General features: G+C 49.0%; 12 protein-coding genes. 7 read left to right on the top strand and 5 right to left on the bottom strand.

All coding sequences use genetic code 11. The features are described from left to right. Window positions 1-139: 139 nt before the first annotated feature. Both ACYVF1_RS22545 and ACYVF1_RS22540 read right to left on the bottom strand, forming a co-directional pair. Window positions 140-1,072 carry a DUF4249 domain-containing protein gene (locus ACYVF1_RS22545; RefSeq protein ID WP_461083100.1) on the bottom strand — a complete coding sequence of 311 codons (933 nt, stop codon included), beginning with the start codon at window positions 1,070-1,072 and terminating at the stop codon, window positions 140-142. After that, window positions 1,072-3,474 (bottom strand): TonB-dependent receptor, encoded by a 2,403-nt coding sequence (locus ACYVF1_RS22540; RefSeq protein WP_461083098.1) that lies wholly within the window; start codon window positions 3,472-3,474, stop codon window positions 1,072-1,074. Before ACYVF1_RS22540 ends, ACYVF1_RS22545 begins: the two co-directional genes overlap by 1 nt. Window positions 3,475-3,724: 250 nt before the next feature. On the opposite strand from ACYVF1_RS22540, the gene ACYVF1_RS22535 reads away from it, so the two are divergent. Beyond that, window positions 3,725-5,065, top strand: a complete 1,341-nt coding sequence (locus ACYVF1_RS22535; RefSeq protein WP_461083096.1) for an NAD(P)/FAD-dependent oxidoreductase — start codon at window positions 3,725-3,727, stop codon at window positions 5,063-5,065. A 106-nt stretch (window positions 5,066-5,171) separates the two neighbouring features. On the opposite strand, the gene ACYVF1_RS22530 is transcribed toward ACYVF1_RS22535, so the two are convergent. Together ACYVF1_RS22530 and ACYVF1_RS22525 are read right to left on the bottom strand one after the other, a co-directional pair. Further along, window positions 5,172-6,443: a LamG domain-containing protein gene (locus ACYVF1_RS22530; RefSeq protein ID WP_461083094.1), complete on the bottom strand. Its 1,272-nt coding sequence runs from the start codon at window positions 6,441-6,443 to the stop codon at window positions 5,172-5,174. 172 nt (window positions 6,444-6,615) lie between these two features. After that, entirely contained in the window at window positions 6,616-7,053 is a 438-nt protein-coding gene (locus ACYVF1_RS22525) for a peptidylprolyl isomerase (protein WP_461083092.1), read from the bottom strand. Between the two features lie 309 nt (window positions 7,054-7,362). Between ACYVF1_RS22525 and ACYVF1_RS22520 the strand changes: the two genes are divergently transcribed. The 6 genes from ACYVF1_RS22520 to ACYVF1_RS22495 all read left to right on the top strand — a co-directional run bounded on the left by ACYVF1_RS22520 (window position 7,363) and on the right by ACYVF1_RS22495 (window position 15,484). Next, a complete protein-coding gene (locus tag ACYVF1_RS22520; protein ID WP_461083090.1) occupies window positions 7,363-10,596 on the top strand; it encodes an efflux RND transporter permease subunit in 3,234 nt (1,077 codons plus the stop codon). 75 nt (window positions 10,597-10,671) lie between these two features. After that, entirely contained in the window at window positions 10,672-10,971 is a 300-nt protein-coding gene (locus ACYVF1_RS22515) for a DUF952 domain-containing protein (protein ID WP_461083088.1), read from the top strand. 4 nt (window positions 10,972-10,975) lie between these two features. Beyond that, complete coding sequence (locus ACYVF1_RS22510; RefSeq protein ID WP_461083086.1) at window positions 10,976-12,076, top strand: efflux RND transporter periplasmic adaptor subunit; 1,101 nt, start codon at window positions 10,976-10,978, stop codon at window positions 12,074-12,076. Further along, window positions 12,076-13,569 carry an efflux transporter outer membrane subunit gene (locus ACYVF1_RS22505; protein WP_461083572.1) on the top strand — a complete coding sequence of 498 codons (1,494 nt, stop codon included), beginning with the start codon at window positions 12,076-12,078 and terminating at the stop codon, window positions 13,567-13,569. The genes ACYVF1_RS22510 and ACYVF1_RS22505 overlap by 1 nt, the downstream gene beginning before the upstream one ends. Before the next feature lie 127 nt (window positions 13,570-13,696). Continuing rightward, window positions 13,697-14,782, top strand: a complete 1,086-nt coding sequence (locus ACYVF1_RS22500) for a mannose-1-phosphate guanylyltransferase (RefSeq protein ID WP_461083084.1) — start codon at window positions 13,697-13,699, stop codon at window positions 14,780-14,782. A 108-nt stretch (window positions 14,783-14,890) separates the two neighbouring features. Next, the gene (locus ACYVF1_RS22495) at window positions 14,891-15,484 is read left to right on the top strand and encodes a hypothetical protein (protein ID WP_461083082.1); all 594 of its coding nucleotides are present in this window, start codon (window positions 14,891-14,893) and stop codon (window positions 15,482-15,484) included. Between the two features lie 43 nt (window positions 15,485-15,527). Here ACYVF1_RS22495 and thiL read toward each other — a convergent pair whose 3' ends face one another. Further along, a complete protein-coding gene (thiL, locus tag ACYVF1_RS22490) occupies window positions 15,528-16,544 on the bottom strand; it encodes a thiamine-phosphate kinase (RefSeq protein ID WP_461083080.1) in 1,017 nt (338 codons plus the stop codon). Window positions 16,545-16,592 lie beyond the last annotated feature (48 nt).

Here is a 16,592-nt window from a genome sequence, read left to right as displayed (position 1 = left end):
AAACCGATAGACTCGTGACAATAAGCTACGTAGCGTCAGATGCCTGTCAAATATAGAATCTGTTTAAACTTTTTTGGCAAAAGCTGTTTTAAGCAAACCGATTTTCTTGCCTCAATATGACAAAACATTATGCCTTGGTCTATTTGATACTCAGCTCTTTACTTATAGTATTATAACCAGCAAAACAGCCTAATCCACCTTCAATATTACTGGGAATCAATACGGGTTCGGCAAATGGGTTGTTACGTGAACGTCGCTGGCGGTTGATGGCATCCTGAAAAAGATAATAGGATTGATCGATACTAAGCAGGTTAATGATAGCTCTGGCACTTCTGAACTGCGCATTTATGTCACTGATTGAATTAGCGGTCAGATAAGACCGTCCGGACGGTATCACGGTTCCATCTAAACCCGCATCGCTGAACAACCCTCGACCGTCGTCGTCAAACGACAGGTTATTGATGGCTTCTATCTGGCACGATTTGCAGTTGGTCGAGACGTAGCGAAATGTGCCTGATACCTGGTAGTAGTTCGTCTGATTAGCGGGGTCTTGCCAGCTTGCCCGTAGAAAATAGCGTTGGTTCAGCGCTTCGAGCGTTACGTCCTTTATTGGCACTGCCGCTGGTATAGAACATCGGCTGGTAGCGCTTTTACCGTCGGGCGTAGTCACGCGCAACGTATATGTATGCCCCACAGCAATTGGCAATGAACGAATATCAGCACTATAATAAGGGCGGCTTTTCAGCGTGTCGCCTGGTGCAACCCGGTTGTACGTTAACGTAGCGGTACGGCTTCCATCAGATAACGTAACGGTGGCATCTGTTACGTTATTTCCGGTTTGTAGTAAAGATAAACTATCACCCACGACCGTGTTTGAGCGGGTAATTTTGACAGCCAGTATTGTATCCTGAGGAGATAAATAGCAGGTAATCACCAACTTCGACGACGTAGCGCCCAGCAAACTAGGCGACACCTCATTTCGAAGACTGGAACAGCTAACAAGTCCGATAAAGCTGACAATAATAATCAGCAACGTAGCAAATGCCCGATGATTTCGAACGAATACCTGCATCAGAATTTGAAATTATAACTAACCGCCGGAACAATCGGGAAAACAGAATAGCGGAACAGTGCCGTTCGGGAACTTGTCGTAGCCGTCGCCGGAACGGATTCGAGTCGGTAAAAAAATGGATTTCGTCGATTGTACAGGTTGTAAAAACTGATTTCCCAGGTACGTTCGTGATTTCGCTTCTGCTTGTGAAACTGAATACTGAAATCAAACCGGTGGTAGGCTTCAGCGCGAAACGTATTTTTCTGCGTACCATAATCATCAACGGTACGTGTATTCTGGAAAAGAGACTGAACAACAGCAGAATTTGATATGCCACCCGTAACTACTGCATTAGCAGGGCGATACGTATCATATCGACCAACAGGCACAGTCAGCGCATTGCCGGTGCCATATACCCACGTAGCCGACAGCGTAATACGTTTATTCAGTTCGTAAATACCTACCACCGATACGTCGTGACGACGATCATAACGCGGGAAGAAAGGTTTTCCACCGTTCAGTTCGTCAAATTGCCACTGCGTCCACGAGAGTGTATAGCCAACCCATCCCGACAATCGCCCGACTTTCTTTTGCAGCAAAAACTCCCCACCGTAGCTCCAGCCCCGGCCGGCCGTTACGTTGTCTTCCCAACGAACCCGATTAGCCGCGCTTGGATCGTTGATAAGCAGGAAACTGGCCCCTTCTTTATAATTAATAATATTGTTCATCTGCTTGTAATACCCTTCAACCGTAAGCGTCAAGCCTTTATCAGTATAATCTTTGGCGATACCGACCGCCACCTGCTGCGACTGCTGGGGCTTCACGCGGTCAGTAGTAGGCACCCAAAGATCGGTGGGGAGTCCGATGCCGGTGTTGGAAAGCAGATGAACGTATTGATTCATCAGCGCATACGATGCTTTCACCGACAAATCAGGTTTGATGGTGAAAGCGGCCGAAAGCCGGGGTTCGGGACGAATGTAACCAACGCCCGTTCCCTGAAAATAACTCAGCCGCAATCCACCGTTCACGCGCAGCTTGCTCGAAGGCCGCCAAGTATCTTCGGCGTAAATGCCCGATTCCAGTACGTCGATATTGCTGACATTATTGATAGATTGGTTGATTCCTGCATTCTGCAACACCACCGCGCTCGGCGTGAATCGGTGATACGTACTCTGAATTCCCGCCCGAACGGAGTGTTGAGGAGTTGGGTAAAAATCGAAATCGTATTTCAGCCCGAAATCCCGAATGCCAGAATTGTAAAATAGCGAATACACTTCGGTATCCTGCGCGCTACGTTCAACGGCCGAAATCTGGAATTTATAGTCACTAAAAATCAGTGAAAGATTTGAGAAAAGTTTCTGATTGAAGAGGTGATTCCAACGTAACGTAGCGGTGGCGTTTCCCCAGTTCAGACCGGTATCGGTATTGCTGGTTTTGTCGGTAGCGTAGAAACGATCGCGGCCGAAGTAGGCACTTAGGTACACTTTGTCTTTCGGACTGAAATCGTAATTCGCTTTGGCGTTGAGGTCGTAGAAGTAGTAACCGGCTTCAGTTTGTCCGTTCGTCTGAGCTTTGATAATTGGCGCAGCAATGATATCCAGATACGTCCGGCGAGCCGATACCAGAAATGAACTTTTTTTGTTCTTTGTCAGTGGCCCTTCAAGCATCAGCCGACTGGCAATCAGGCCAATACCGCCTTCGCCATGCAGTTTATCCCGATTACCATCTTTCATGTTCAGATCAATAACCGATGAGAGACGACCGCCGTAGCGAGCCGGAAAACCGCCTTTGATCAGCTCAACACTTTTGATGGCGTCGCCGTTGAAAACCGAAAAGAAGCCAAACAGGTGATTAGCGTTATAAACCACCGCATCATCCAGAATAATGAGATTCTGGTCGGGGCCGCCACCCCGGACGTAAATACCCGTTTGCCCTTCAGAACCTTTCTGAACGCCTGGCATCAACTGAAGCACTTTCAATACGTCCTTCTCGCCCAAAAAGGCCGGAATTTTCTTGATCTGCGCTACCGGTACGTCAATCGCGCTCATTTGTGGCGTTTCGCTCACTTTTTCAACCAATGTTCCCGTCACAGCTACTTCAGCCAGTGCCTGTCCGGGTGTGAGTGATACGTTCTGCGTACGATTGCTACGTAGTGAAATGGTTCGGCTAATACTCTCATAACCAACGAATGAATAGGCCAGCCGAACGCTATCCTGCGCAGGTAACGTAAGCGAATAAAAGCCGTACGTATTGGTAGTCGTACCCGTCGTAGTGCCGGGCAGGTAAATGTTCACGCCAATCAAAGCCTCCTGACTGCCTGTTTCGCGAACGTAGCCACTCACAGTGAAGCGAGAAACTGCCTGGGCACGTAGCAGATAGGGAAAAAGTATTAAAAGAAAGGAACAAAGGAGACGTAGCAGCATGAATAGTTGAGAGGGTACAAAAGAAGGCCCCGACAGGCTCCGGCCGTCGGAGTCGCGCTGGCGACTAACTCTGCAGCTATAGCCTACAGCCGGAGCCTGTCGAGGCCTTTTAAAGAATAAAACGCTCGGCCATTGAAATCGTGTATAAAAGGGAACAAGAGATAGTCAAAACGCTGTTTTTCAAACAAAAGTAGATATTGAACGGTACTTACAACGGGACGTTCCTGTCTACGGAAATCAATGACCGATTATGCTTCAATTCGATAAACTTTCGCTCAATATACCAGATACAGCCAAGCCGCGCGTCGTGATAATCGGGGGCGGTTTTGGTGGTATGAACCTGGCCAAAAGCCTGCGCAATACGGATGTGCAGGTGGTGCTGTTCGACAAGCAAAATTATAATGGATTCTGGCCGCTGCTGTATCAGGTAGCCACCGCCGGACTGGAGCCGGATGCCATCGCCGAGCCCTTTCGGAAGATGTTCGACGGCCATGAAGACTTTCATTACCGCATGGTGCGGGTCAACAAAATTGATACGTCGGCGAAAACGGTCACTACGTTAATTGGTGATTTACACTATGATTATCTGGTGATTGCCGCGGGGTCGAAGTCAAATTTCTTTGGAAATGCCGAAATTCAGAAATATGCTTTCCCGCTGAAAACCATCCCCGAAGCCCTCAACGTACGTAGCCAGTTTTTGCAGTGTTTCGAGCAGGCCAGCGTTACTACTGACTCTACCGAGCGCGAAAGTCTGCTGACGTTCGTCATTGCGGGTGCGGGTCCGACGGGCGTCGAGATGGCGGGGTCGCTGGCTGAAATGCGGAAACACGTATTACCCAACGATTATCCGGGTCTGGATTTCAGCCAGATGAAAATCTACGTAGTGGAGGGCTTGGGAAAAGTTTTGCCGCCGATGTCGGAAGAAGCCGGTAAGAAATCGCAGCAATATCTGGAAGACCTTGGTGTGATTATTAAGCTTAATACGTTGGTAGAATCGTATGACGGCGAGACTGTTACGTTCAAAGGGGGCGAAAAAATCAGAACGCAGACGCTCGTCTGGGGAGCTGGTGTGACGGGCGCACTTATTGAGGGTATTCCGGCAGAAGCTATCGAAAAAGGTCGGATTCTGGTCGATCCCATCAACCGGGTGCAGGGCCTGAACGACGTTTTCGCCATCGGCGACATCGCTTTCATGAAGCTGGAAGATTATCCGAAAGGCCACCCGGGCGTAGCGCAACCAGCTATTCAACAGGGGAAACATTTAGCCAAGAACCTGCGCCACATCCTCAAAAATGAATCGACCGAACCGTTTAAATACTTCGACAAAGGCTCGCTGGCGATTGTTGGCCGGAGCCGTGCCGTTGCCGATTTGCCGGGTAAAGTTCACTTAGGCGGTTTCATTGCCTGGATGGCGTGGCTGTTCGTACACATCTGGTATCTGGTTGGCTTCCGAAGTAAACTGATTGTCTTCAGCAACTGGATGTACCGCTTATTTACGTACCAACGTGGTACCCGAATCATCATTCGCCCATTCGTGCGGAAAGATGACGAAGTTGGCCAGAAAATTCTGGTGCAGAACGAAATGGAGTAAGGATTAATTTAATTGGAATCGATCATAAAAGTGAAGGGCCACGTTTGTAATGTGGCCCTTCACTTTTATGATCGATTCCAATTCGCTGGCTTTTCCATTGTATTTTTTAATTGACCTTGGTCAACGAAAACGTGCCAGTATACCCGTTGTCGGGAGAAGTATTTGCCCAGACTCCAGAAGTCAATTTGCCTGTAGCGTTGTCCCAAGTGGCAGTAACGGTTTGTGAAGTACCAAAACCTGGTGAACTACCATTGACATAGGTGTATGAACCGCTGAACGCATTCCCGTTTAAAACCCAGGTACCAGTTGCGGTATAACGCTGGCCCAAATTTTCTGAATTTACGATCAGCGTTCCGTCAGGTTTTATTTCGAAGCTGAAATACTGAGCACCTAATTCAGGATTCCCGTTGTACGTATAAGTCCCAGTCCATACTCCCTGGATTGAAGAAATACCTAATCGAATGGTACTCCCTGTGCCGAAAACCAACCGCTGGCTGTCATCGAACGTAACTCGCATCGCTAAAGCTTGGTATTCAGTCGGAATGGTCACAACATGCTTCAACTGAACCAAGTCTGAGATCAGTGGAATGCGATTACAAGACCAAACACTGGGATCATTCCAAAACCCTGATTTCACCGAAACACAGTTGGCTTGTGTTGCTTCGCTAGTATATAACTGAGCTACCTCAGATTCTGACAAAGCCCGGTTATAGATACGAATATCATCCAGTTTGCCTTTGAAAAATTCGTCAAATTGCCAGGGACCACTACCGATCATCAGATGCGAAGCTGATGTTGTGTAATTTCCTTCGTAAACACCTGCACTCGATAACGTACCGTCCACATATACCCGAATCTGCTGACCCGATTTTGTAAAAACCACCTGTTTCCAGCTGTTTAACGGTATGGGTTGGTTCGTAAAGAAGTCGTTAGACGCTGGGAGAGCGGTTGATGGAGTGGGCCGAAGGACGAGTTGACCGGGCTCGTTGTTAAAAATGACAAACCCTTTACTGTTGTCATACTTCGCCATTAGCATGCTGGCAATACGGTTATCATCCAGCGTGCTAGTACCGTACTCATTGATATTAGCCCAAAGGGAATAAGTGAAGTCGAGGCTGTTGAGATCGGCTTGATTCGCCACTACAATTACATCATCGACACCATCAAAGCTGAAGGCTTTCGAGACATTGCCAAATCGGTCGGTGGTTAAGCCTGCACCAAACACCGAGCCCGCGTGACCGTTTCCAGTTTCATCGTTGGCATTTCCATTGAAAGGATAATAAGCAACCAAACCGGCAGTAGGAGCTTGGGCGATAGCATTAATGGCCAAAAAAACGCTTACTCCTAGTAAGAAAAGTAGTTGTAAAGATTTCTGCATAGATCAAAAGATACGTCTGGTTCAGGATGAGATGGAGAAAGTCAGTATTGAATTCATTTTACCTTAAAAGGTCAAAAATGAGCCGTTTCTGCCATGCTAACGAAAGAAGCATGGCAGAAACGGCTCATTTTTGACCAGGCATAAAAGTTAATACAGTAACGTAGCGTTATGTTTACTCTTCAATAATGGCGATGCTGTTGATCTTGTCGCCCTGACGGATCTGGTCGATTACGTCCAGCCCTTCAACTACTTTTCCGAAAACAGTATGGTTGCGGTCGAGGTGCTGCGTATTCTGGCGGTTGTGGCAGATAAAAAACTGAGAACCACCCGTGTTACGTCCCCGGTGTGCCATCGACAGAACGCCACGATCATGGTATTGATTTTCGCCAGTTAGTTCACAGTCGATGGTGTAGCCGGGTCCACCTGCGCCCGTACCCGTTGGGTCGCCACCCTGAATCATAAAGTTGGGAATAACGCGGTGGAACGTGATACCATCGTAGAATCCCTTTTTGGCAAGCGTAATAAAGTTATTGACCGCTTTGGGTGCGTCTTTATCAAAAAATTCGATGAGCATTGTACCCTTATCGGTGTTCATTTGTGCCTTTGGCATAGCAAAATCAGATTTTGTTGTAAGGCCAAAATTACGACAGAATTTCCGGGAATAGGTAACGTATCAAACTTCATACGTATAGTGGCAATCAGTCAGCCCAAAATCACTAAGCAACAAATTCTTGGAATAAGACAATTATCCAGATCATTTTTTTGAAAAAATTGGCCTAAATTGCCTGACCGTAAGTAGGTAATGAGATAAGTTACTGTTTAAATGCTTGTTTTTGTGCAATTATACTCACGCAATTACCGCTTTTTGAGTAGTACTACCCTCGCAGTTTCCGCTATCTCTATTTTTTAGCTTTCTACCATGTGGATTGTTCGCCTAGCGCTTGAAAAAAAATACACGATTGCCGTGATGGCCCTGCTCATTATGATTATGGGTGGATTGGCTGTTACGCAAATGCCTACCGATATCTTTCCACGTATCAACATCCCGGTTGTATCGGTTATTTGGGGCTATAGCGGTCTGTCGACCAACGAGATGGAGAAAATGATTACGAACTTCTCCGAAACCTCAATCATTAACAACGTAAGCGATATTCAACGGGTTGAATCACAAACGTATAACGGTACGGCTGTTCTGAAAATCTTCTTTCAACCGACCGTTAAAATTGAAGAAGCTATTGCGCAGGTAACGGCCATTTCACAGACGATTCTGGTCAGGATGCCACCCGGCACCCAGCCTCCTTTAATTGTCCGGTACAACGCTACCGACGTACCAGTACTTCAATTGGGCCTATCCTCGGATAGCCTGACTGATCCGCAAATTACCGACTACGCCCAAACGCGGGTTCGACCACAGATTTCGACGGTGCAGGGCAGCCGACTTTCGCAGGCATTCGGGGGGAAAACCCGACAAATTGCGGTTGATCTGGAGCCTGAACAACTGATTGCCTACAACGTAACGCCCGAAGAAGTTCTAAACGCTGTAGCCGCGCAGAACCTGACGCTGCCCGGCGGTTCACTACGTATTGAAGACCGCGAATACAACATCCGGCTCAACTCCAAGCCTGATGTAATCACTACGTTAAACGACATTCCAATTAAGGTGGTGGGCGGCACAACGGTTCACATGCGCGACGTAGCGAACGTTCATGACGGGGCCGCCGTGCAGACCAATATCGTGAAACAGGACGGTAGTAAGGGCGCTCTGATGCGTATCGTGAAAACCGGTAACGCATCGACCACTGAGATTGTCGACAGGATCAAAAATCAGATTTTGCCAACTATCCGGGCGGCTGCACCGGCCAATTTGCGGGTCGAAGCCCTGTTCGATCAGTCGTTGTTTGTGCGCGCGTCCATCAAGGGTGTTTTGGTGGAAGGACTTATTGCGGCCTTACTGACAGCCGCTTTGATCCTCCTGTTTTTAGGTAGCTGGCGGAGTACGCTCATTGTGGCGATTTCTATTCCGTTGTCTATTCTTACGTCGCTGATTATTCTGTATTTGCTGGGCGAAACGCTGAATATTGAAACATTGGGCGGACTGGCGCTGGCAATTGGTATTCTGGTGGATGATGCGACGGTAACTATCGAGAACATCCACCGAAATGAGGAGTTGGGCATGCCGCTACGTCAGGCAATTCTGGAAGGCGCTCAGCAAATTGCGACGCCAACGCTCGTCTCTACGTTGACGATTTGTATCGTATTTACATCCGTGCTTTTTCTGGAAGGCCCGGCTCGGTTCTTATTTGGGCCGTTGGCGCAGGCGGTTGTTTTTGCGATGCTGGCTTCCTACGTACTGTCGCGAACACTGGTGCCCGCGCTGGCCGACCTGATGCTACGTAACGAACACGCGCACAAATCGGAAGCCAAAGCCGAACTGCCTGCACCTGTCGAACCCGAAAATCATTCACTGCCCGTAGCGCCACGCTTTGCCAAACAATCCCCGCCCCCAACACCTTCTGCTGGTTTGCACGAGCGCTTTAACGCCCGTTTCGAACGGTTTCAGACCCGCTACATGCGTTCGTTAGAATGGGTACTCAACCACCGCCGATCAGTGCTAGTCATTTTTGTTGGCGTAGTAGCCTTTACGTTTGTGCTGTTACCGTTTGTGGGGCGTGATTTCTTTCCACAAGTCGATGCGGGACAGATTCGTTTGCACCTCCGCGCTCCGGCTGGCACCCGGCTTGAGGCTACCGAACAGATTTCGGCGAAAACGGCTGAAATTGTTCGCGAAGTGATCCCCGAAGAAGAAATTGGATCGGTAATCAGCAATATCGGGCTGACGTCGGAACGGTATAATTTCTTTTTCTCCGACAACGCTACAGCCAGTTCTGCCGATGCCGAATTGCTGATTTCGCTCAGTGAGGAACGCGAGGGCGCAACCGATACGTATGTACGCGCGCTACGTGAACGATTGCGCGAAGAAATGCCCGACATTACGTATTTCTTTCTTCCAGCCGACATCGTCAGCCAGATTCTGAACTTCGGACTGACCTCGACCATTGATATACAGGTTTCGGGCTTCGACCGGGTCAATAACCTGAAACTGACTCGGGAAATGCAGGAAAAAATGACCCAGATTCCCGGATTGGTCGACGTGCATTTACATCAGGTACTCGATGCGCCTGAAATTTTTCTGGATGTTGACCGCGAACGAGCTAGTCAATTCGGCCTGACAGAACAGCGCGTAGCGACGAACCTTAATATTTCGCTGAGCGGTACCGGCCAAACCCGCCCGAACTTCTGGCCCGATCCGAACACGGGTTTCCCGTACATTATTGCCGTACAGACGCCACCCTATCAACTGGATTCATACGACAAACTGCTACGTACACCGCTGGCGCCGGGTCAGCAGGCCACTCCGCAACTACTCAGCAACATCACGACGGTACGTCGAACGACGGCCCCGGTCATTATCAACCGAGTCAATACGCAGCCGACCTATGATATTTATGCGTCGGTTGAGAAAACGGATCTGGGGTCGGTGGCGGAAGCGCTCAACAAACTGGCAGCCGAATATAAAACGCAGCTAAAGCCCGGTAACACCATTTCGGTTCGGGGACAGGTCGAGAGCATGGAAAGTGCTTTTAACCGGCTTGGTTTAGGGATTGTGTTCGCGGCTTTATTCGTGTACCTGCTCATGGTAGTAAATTTCCAGTCGTTTCGCTATCCGTTCATTATTATTACAGCGTTGCCTGGTGCGCTGTGCGGGATGGTCTGGATGCTGTTTCTCACCGGTACTACGTTCAGCATTCCCTCGCTCATGGGCGCAATCATGAGTGTGGGCGTGGCTACAGCTAACAGTATTTTGCTGGTTAGTTTTGCCAAAGACCATCTGCCTGCGGTAAACGGTAATGCTTATGAAGCCGCGCTCGAAGCCGGACGTACTCGTTTGCGCCCGATTCTGATGACGGCAATTGCCATGATTATCGGGATGTTACCTATGTCGCTGGGATTGGGAGAGGGTGGTGAACAGAACGCTCCGCTGGGCCGGGCAGTCATTGGCGGTTTGCTGATGGCCACGTTCACTACGCTGTTGTTCGTGCCTGTGGTATTCAGTTATCTGGCGCGTCAAAAAGAGACAGTGAAAAGTGTATAAAATTGAGCGCTCTTATGTCATGCTTCCTTGGTTAGCATAACATAAGCAGCATACCTCATAATTTACGATTAATACATGAGTCTTATTTACCATATTGTTCCAAATACGAACTGGCTGGCTTTCAAAGAACAAGACAATTACGAAGCGGCTAGTTTACAGACAGAGGGCTTTATTCACCTGTCGACAAAAGAGCAAGTTGCACAAACGTTAAGTCGCTATTATCAGAACGTACCAGATTTACTGTTACTGCACGTAGATACGGCGAAACTCACGCATACTTTGAAATACGAACCGTCGACTAACAATGAGTTGTTTCCTCATTTGTACGGTCCGCTCAATAAAGATGCAATCGTTAAGATTGAAGCCTTGAATTAAACCTATGAAACTGCTACGTATTGCTATTCTGCTGGTAGTGCTGATTGGCGTATTCGTTTTTTTCGGTGTGATGCCGCGCCTTCGTAACAAGCAGGAATTACAAAAGTCGGCCGAACTGGAAAAGAACCGGGAACCGATTGTCAATGCTGTTCCGCTGAAATACGCATCCGACACAACAGGTTTGTTGCTGCCGGGTCAAATTCAGCCGTATCGCCAAACGCCGTTATATGCAAGAACACAAGGATTTCTGCGTCGCTGGTACGTTGACATCGGTACTCAGGTAAAACAGGGCCAACTTTTGGCGACCATCGATGCGCCCGAACTTGACCAGGATATTGCTCGCGCCAAAGCCGACCAGCAACTCGCCCAAACCAACCTCGACCGACTTAAAAGTGTGCAACTACCGGGCGCAGTGGCCAAACAGGATGTCGATACGCGACAATCAGCAGTGGCGGTAGCGCAGGCCAATCTGAATCGATTGGTAGCGTTGAAAGATTTACAGCAAATTCGGGCGCCGTTCAGTGGGGTAATTACCAGCCGAACGGCCGAAAACGGTACGTTGGTGTCGCCCGGTGCAGGGCAACCCTTGTTTACGATTTCAGAACTTGGTACGCTACGTGTATTTGTCGACGTACCACAGACGTATTTTCGCTACGTTAAAGTGGGGCTCCCCGCTACGGTCATCGTGCCCGAATTGAAAAATCAGAAATTCCGGGGAAAAGTGGTACGTACGTCCGGCGCGCTACGTAACGAATCGCGGACCTTGCTTACCGAAGTGGTGATTCCCAACCCGAAACAGGAGCTGCCGTCGGGGCTGTATAGTCAGGTAAAATTTGATATGATCGCGAGTAAATCACCCATTCTGATTCCTGCCAACGCCCTGCAAATCACGCCACAAGGCCCTCGCGTTGTGGTTGTCGACAATGACCAGCGGGTTCGGTTTGTCGCCATTACGTTGGGCCGCGATTTTGGTACTACGTTAGAAGCGTCGAGTGGGCTGACGGGTCAGGAATACGTAGTAACAAATCCAAATGACCGCCTGCGCGATGGTCAGAAAGTAAGGCTTCGGAAACCCATGGCCGAAAAAACAGTAGCACGTCAATGATGAAATATTTAGTTTATAGTCTGGGGCTTAGCTGGTTTGGATACGTAGCACAGGCGCAGACCACGCCAATTAACCCGCAGGCCGGTTCGGTCACCGTTCAACCGGGAGCCAGTTCGCCCGGATCGCCGGGGAGCGTTCAACCCCAAAATGCCAATCCTGCACTGGGTACGGTTCAGCCAACGTCTTCAGGATCAGCCGTTACGACGGGAAACTTAGTTCCTACACTGAGTCTGAGTGGTTTTCGGCGATTTGGCGATCCTTTGCTCGAATCGCTTATTCAGCTGGGTCTGGAGAATAGCCCCAACATAAAAGCAGCTCTAAGTCGTCTGGAAGAAGCGCGGATTCGGGTTAGCGTAGCGCAGTCGTTTTTGTCGCCCTCGTTACGTAGTTCGGCTTTGATTACGACCCAAAGTTTATCTGAACACCGACCACTGACTGTACCAAATCAGGCTGATCAACTACCTCGTTTTCAGCTCAATACGTTTCAATTGTTACCCATTGATGCGAGTTACGAAGTCGATTTGTTCAAACGGATTCGGAGCAGTATTGTCGTAGCGGATTTACAGGCGCAGGCTAGTCAGGCTGATTACCAGGCTTTTCGACTTACGCTAGCGGCCGACATCGCCCGAACGTATCTGCTTATTCGGGGCAACGACAGCGAACAGGCCGTTTTTCGCCGGAATATTCAATCCCGCGATACTACGTTATCGATTCTCCGCGAACGGTTCCGGGTTGGATTAATCAACCAAATAGACGTACAGCGTGCCGAAACCGATTATGCTGGCTTACAGGTCACGCTGAAAGGGCTCGAACGAGCACGTACTGAGTTGGTCAACAGTCTTGCTCAGCTTTGCGCTCAGGATTTAGGACAATTCTCTATTCCGAACGGCGCGCTACCGCCCCAGATGCCTGCTTATTCATACAATAGCGTCCCGATTGAGCAAATTCAACAACGGCCTGATCTGCTTCAATTTAGCCGCCAGAATCAGATTGCAACAGCCCAGATAACGTTTCAGCAGGCCAGTACGCAGCCACGTATCAATATTGTTGGTTCGGGAGGTATTCTGTCGGGACGTATCGGCAACTGGTTTACGCCCGGTAGCGCTACGTATCTGGTTGGGGTAAATGCGTCGGTTCCGTTATACGAAGGCCATCGCGCTCGCCAGAACATCGCATTGTCGAAACAACTCGCCCAAACCAGCCAACAGACGTATCAACAGGCCCTGCAACTGGCGCAGCGTGAAGCTGAAACAGCGCTGGATAATCTTACTATGCTACGTCAACAAATTGACTTACAAGGCCAAACTCTGACTTTAGCTCGACGTACTGAACAATATAATCGGGAACTTTACGTCCGGGGACTTGCTACGTATCTGGAAGTTCTCGACGCCCAACGTACTATCCTCGGTGCTGAACAACAACTGGTGCAGCTACGTAGTCAGGAAGCCCAGTTTTCAGTAGCGTTGCTACGAGCGGTTGGCGGAGAGTATTAATCTTCTGTATGGATTAAGCCGGAACGGTCCGCTGTAGCGGCTTGCTCCATACAGAACTCCATTAAATCGGTATTCAAAACCCATACCTGTTAAATCCGTTACCTTTGTGGAAATTATCGAAGTATAAATGAGCAATACATATGTGGTTATCATGGCTGGAGGTGTCGGAACGCGATTCTGGCCGTTCAGCCGAACCAGTTATCCCAAACAATTTCACGATGTTCTCGGCACAGGCCGAACACTCCTACAGCAAACAGCCGACCGGTTTAAGGGCATCTGTCCACCCGAGCATATTTACATCGTCACCAGTTCGCTTTATAAAGATCTGTGTCAGCAGCAGCTTCCTCAGTTGAGCGACGATCAGGTACTGTGTGAGCCAATTGCCCGTAATACGGCGCCCTGCATCGCCTATGCCTGCTACAAAATCGCCCAGCGTGATCCGCAAGCCAATATTGTAGTGGCTCCCGCCGACCATATTATTCTGAAGGAAGAAGAATTCCAGCGTACCATTCAGACGGCGCTCCAGGCGACGCAAAACGATGATATTCTGGTGACGCTGGGCATTCAGCCGAGCCGTCCGGATACCGGTTATGGCTATATTCAGTACATCGCTGATGGGGGCGCTTCGGAAGCAAATGAAAAGGTCAAAAAAGTAAAAACCTTTACTGAGAAGCCGCATCTCGAACTGGCCCAGCAATTTCTGGACAGTGGCGAATTCGTCTGGAATGCCGGTATTTTCGTCTGGAATGCGCAGGCTATCATCCGTGCGTTTGAGACCTATTTGCCTGAAGTAGCCGAAATTTTTGCAGAAGGGAATGACGTCTATTATACCGATCAGGAAAAAGCGTTTATTGACAAAGCGTATTCACTTACCGGAAGCATTTCCATCGACAACGGTGTGATGGAAAAGGCGAAAAACGTATACGTAGTGCTGAGTGATTTCGGCTGGTCGGATCTGGGTACGTGGAAATCGCTGTATGAAGTATCCGATAAAAACGAAGATTTCAACGTAATCGACGGGCATATCATGCTCTATGATACGCGAAATTGCATTATTAAAACGCCCAAAGATAAGCTGGTGGTTGTCAATGGGCTAGATGGTTTCATTGTGGCAGAATATGACAACGTACTGATGATCTGCCGGAAAGAAGAAGAACAAAAAGTGAAAAACTTTGTGGCCGACGCTAAAGAACGGGGCACGGAGTTTGTGTAAGTAACGTAGCGCTTCCCGATGCTTTTTAGTTCGGGAAGCGCTAACGTACTAGAAAAGGCAATGGCAGCCACTATTTGTTCGTTAGCCTTACGAACTGTCAACTGACTTGTGAAAAAAGTTTTTTACCTGAGCCTGACGCTATTTATTGCCGCACTGCTTGCTTCGTGTAAAGAGACGGCACCGGTGTTTTCGCCCGGCGAAAGTGACGCACGTATTACAGGTACGTGGCAATTGGTCGAACGACGCTTTTCCAAAGACTCTACGTATTCATTCCAGACCATCAACACGATAACCCGTCCTCCGAACGATACAACAGTGACCGTAATCGGTGGTACGAAGGTTAAGTGGGATACAATAGTTACAGGCGGTGTTACGACTTACACCCGGAAAGATACGCTGTACGTACAGCGTGATACGTCGTTTTACACCACCCGCCGTTACCCGGTGAGTCAACCCCAAACCGTTACGTTCGATGCAAATGGACAGTTGAGCGCCAGTGGCCCCGAAATGACCTATTACAATCCCATAAAATACTACCGCATCGACAAAACGTTTCCAGACAGTCTGTCAATCGACTTCTTCATTTATACGAATCGCGCTAACGTACCATTCCGGCAGGGGTTAGCTTTTCGGAAAGATACACTGGTGCTTTCCCCCCTCTGTGAACAGCCCTGTTTCTCCAAATTTGTTCGCATACGGTAGGGTTTAATAAGCAATAAGTCAATACGAATGCCATTGCCCGGAGCTACGTCCAGCCCTGTGCGCGAATTGGCGTTTGCTGCCCGGCCTTGGTGGCTAATACTACTTGCTCTGGATTGTTGGTAAGGTAGCCAATGGCCGTGATACGTGCATTGTTGGCCAGTTTCTCGAAGAGTTGCGGACGAACGGTAAAGAGTAATTCGTAATCTTCTCCCCCATTCAAAGCGGCTGTTACCGGGCTGATTTTAAACTCGTCAGCCGCCAGATATGCCTGATCATCAATTGGAATATTTTCGTCGAAAATAACAGCTCCCGTTCCTGACTGGCGGCACAGATGAAGCAGTTCCGATGCCAGTCCATCCGAAACATCAATCATAGCCGTTGGCCGAACGCCTAAATCGCGAAGTTCGTGAACAATGTCGGTGCGGGCGTCGGGACGTAGCTGACGCTGAATCAGGTACGCCCGTTCTTCCGATAAGCCGGGCTGCATATTTGGATCGGCCAGGAATACCTGTTTTTCGCGTTCCAGCAGCTGAAGGCCCAGGTAAGCGGCTCCTAAATCGCCAGTTACGCACACTACGTCGTCGGGTTGGGCGGTGTTCCGGTACGTTATCAGCGATTTCGGCACCTTACCCAGCACCGAGACCGATAGTATCAGCCCAGAACGTGAGGACGTAGTATCGCCCCCCACCAGATCGACATTGTATGCTTCGCAGGCAGCCCGAATGCCGTCGTACAACTCGTCAATCGCTTCAACCGGAAAACGGCTACTCAGGCCGATGCTAACGGTTAACTGTAAAGGCAGCCCGTTCATAGCCGCAATATCCGATACACCGAACGTAACGGCCTTGTAACCCAGATGTTTAAGCGGCACATAGGTCAGGTCGAAATGAATACCTTCGACCAGCATATCCGTAGCCAGCAGGCCATAATCATCGCCCCAGTCAAACACGGCGGCATCGTCGCCAATGCCGCGTACGGTTTCGGTATGCTTGGTTGCTGGTGTTGCGTTACGTATGCGGTCAATGAGGCCAATTTCGCCCAGCGTATTGAGGTCTGTCATGAGTCAGTGAATAATGATTAATGGATAAAGAATAATGATTCAGAAACT

Source organism: Spirosoma flavus (genome assembly GCF_054778555.1).
Note: the sequence above shows the minus strand (reverse complement) of the source record. Positions and strands in the feature narration are given on the sequence as shown.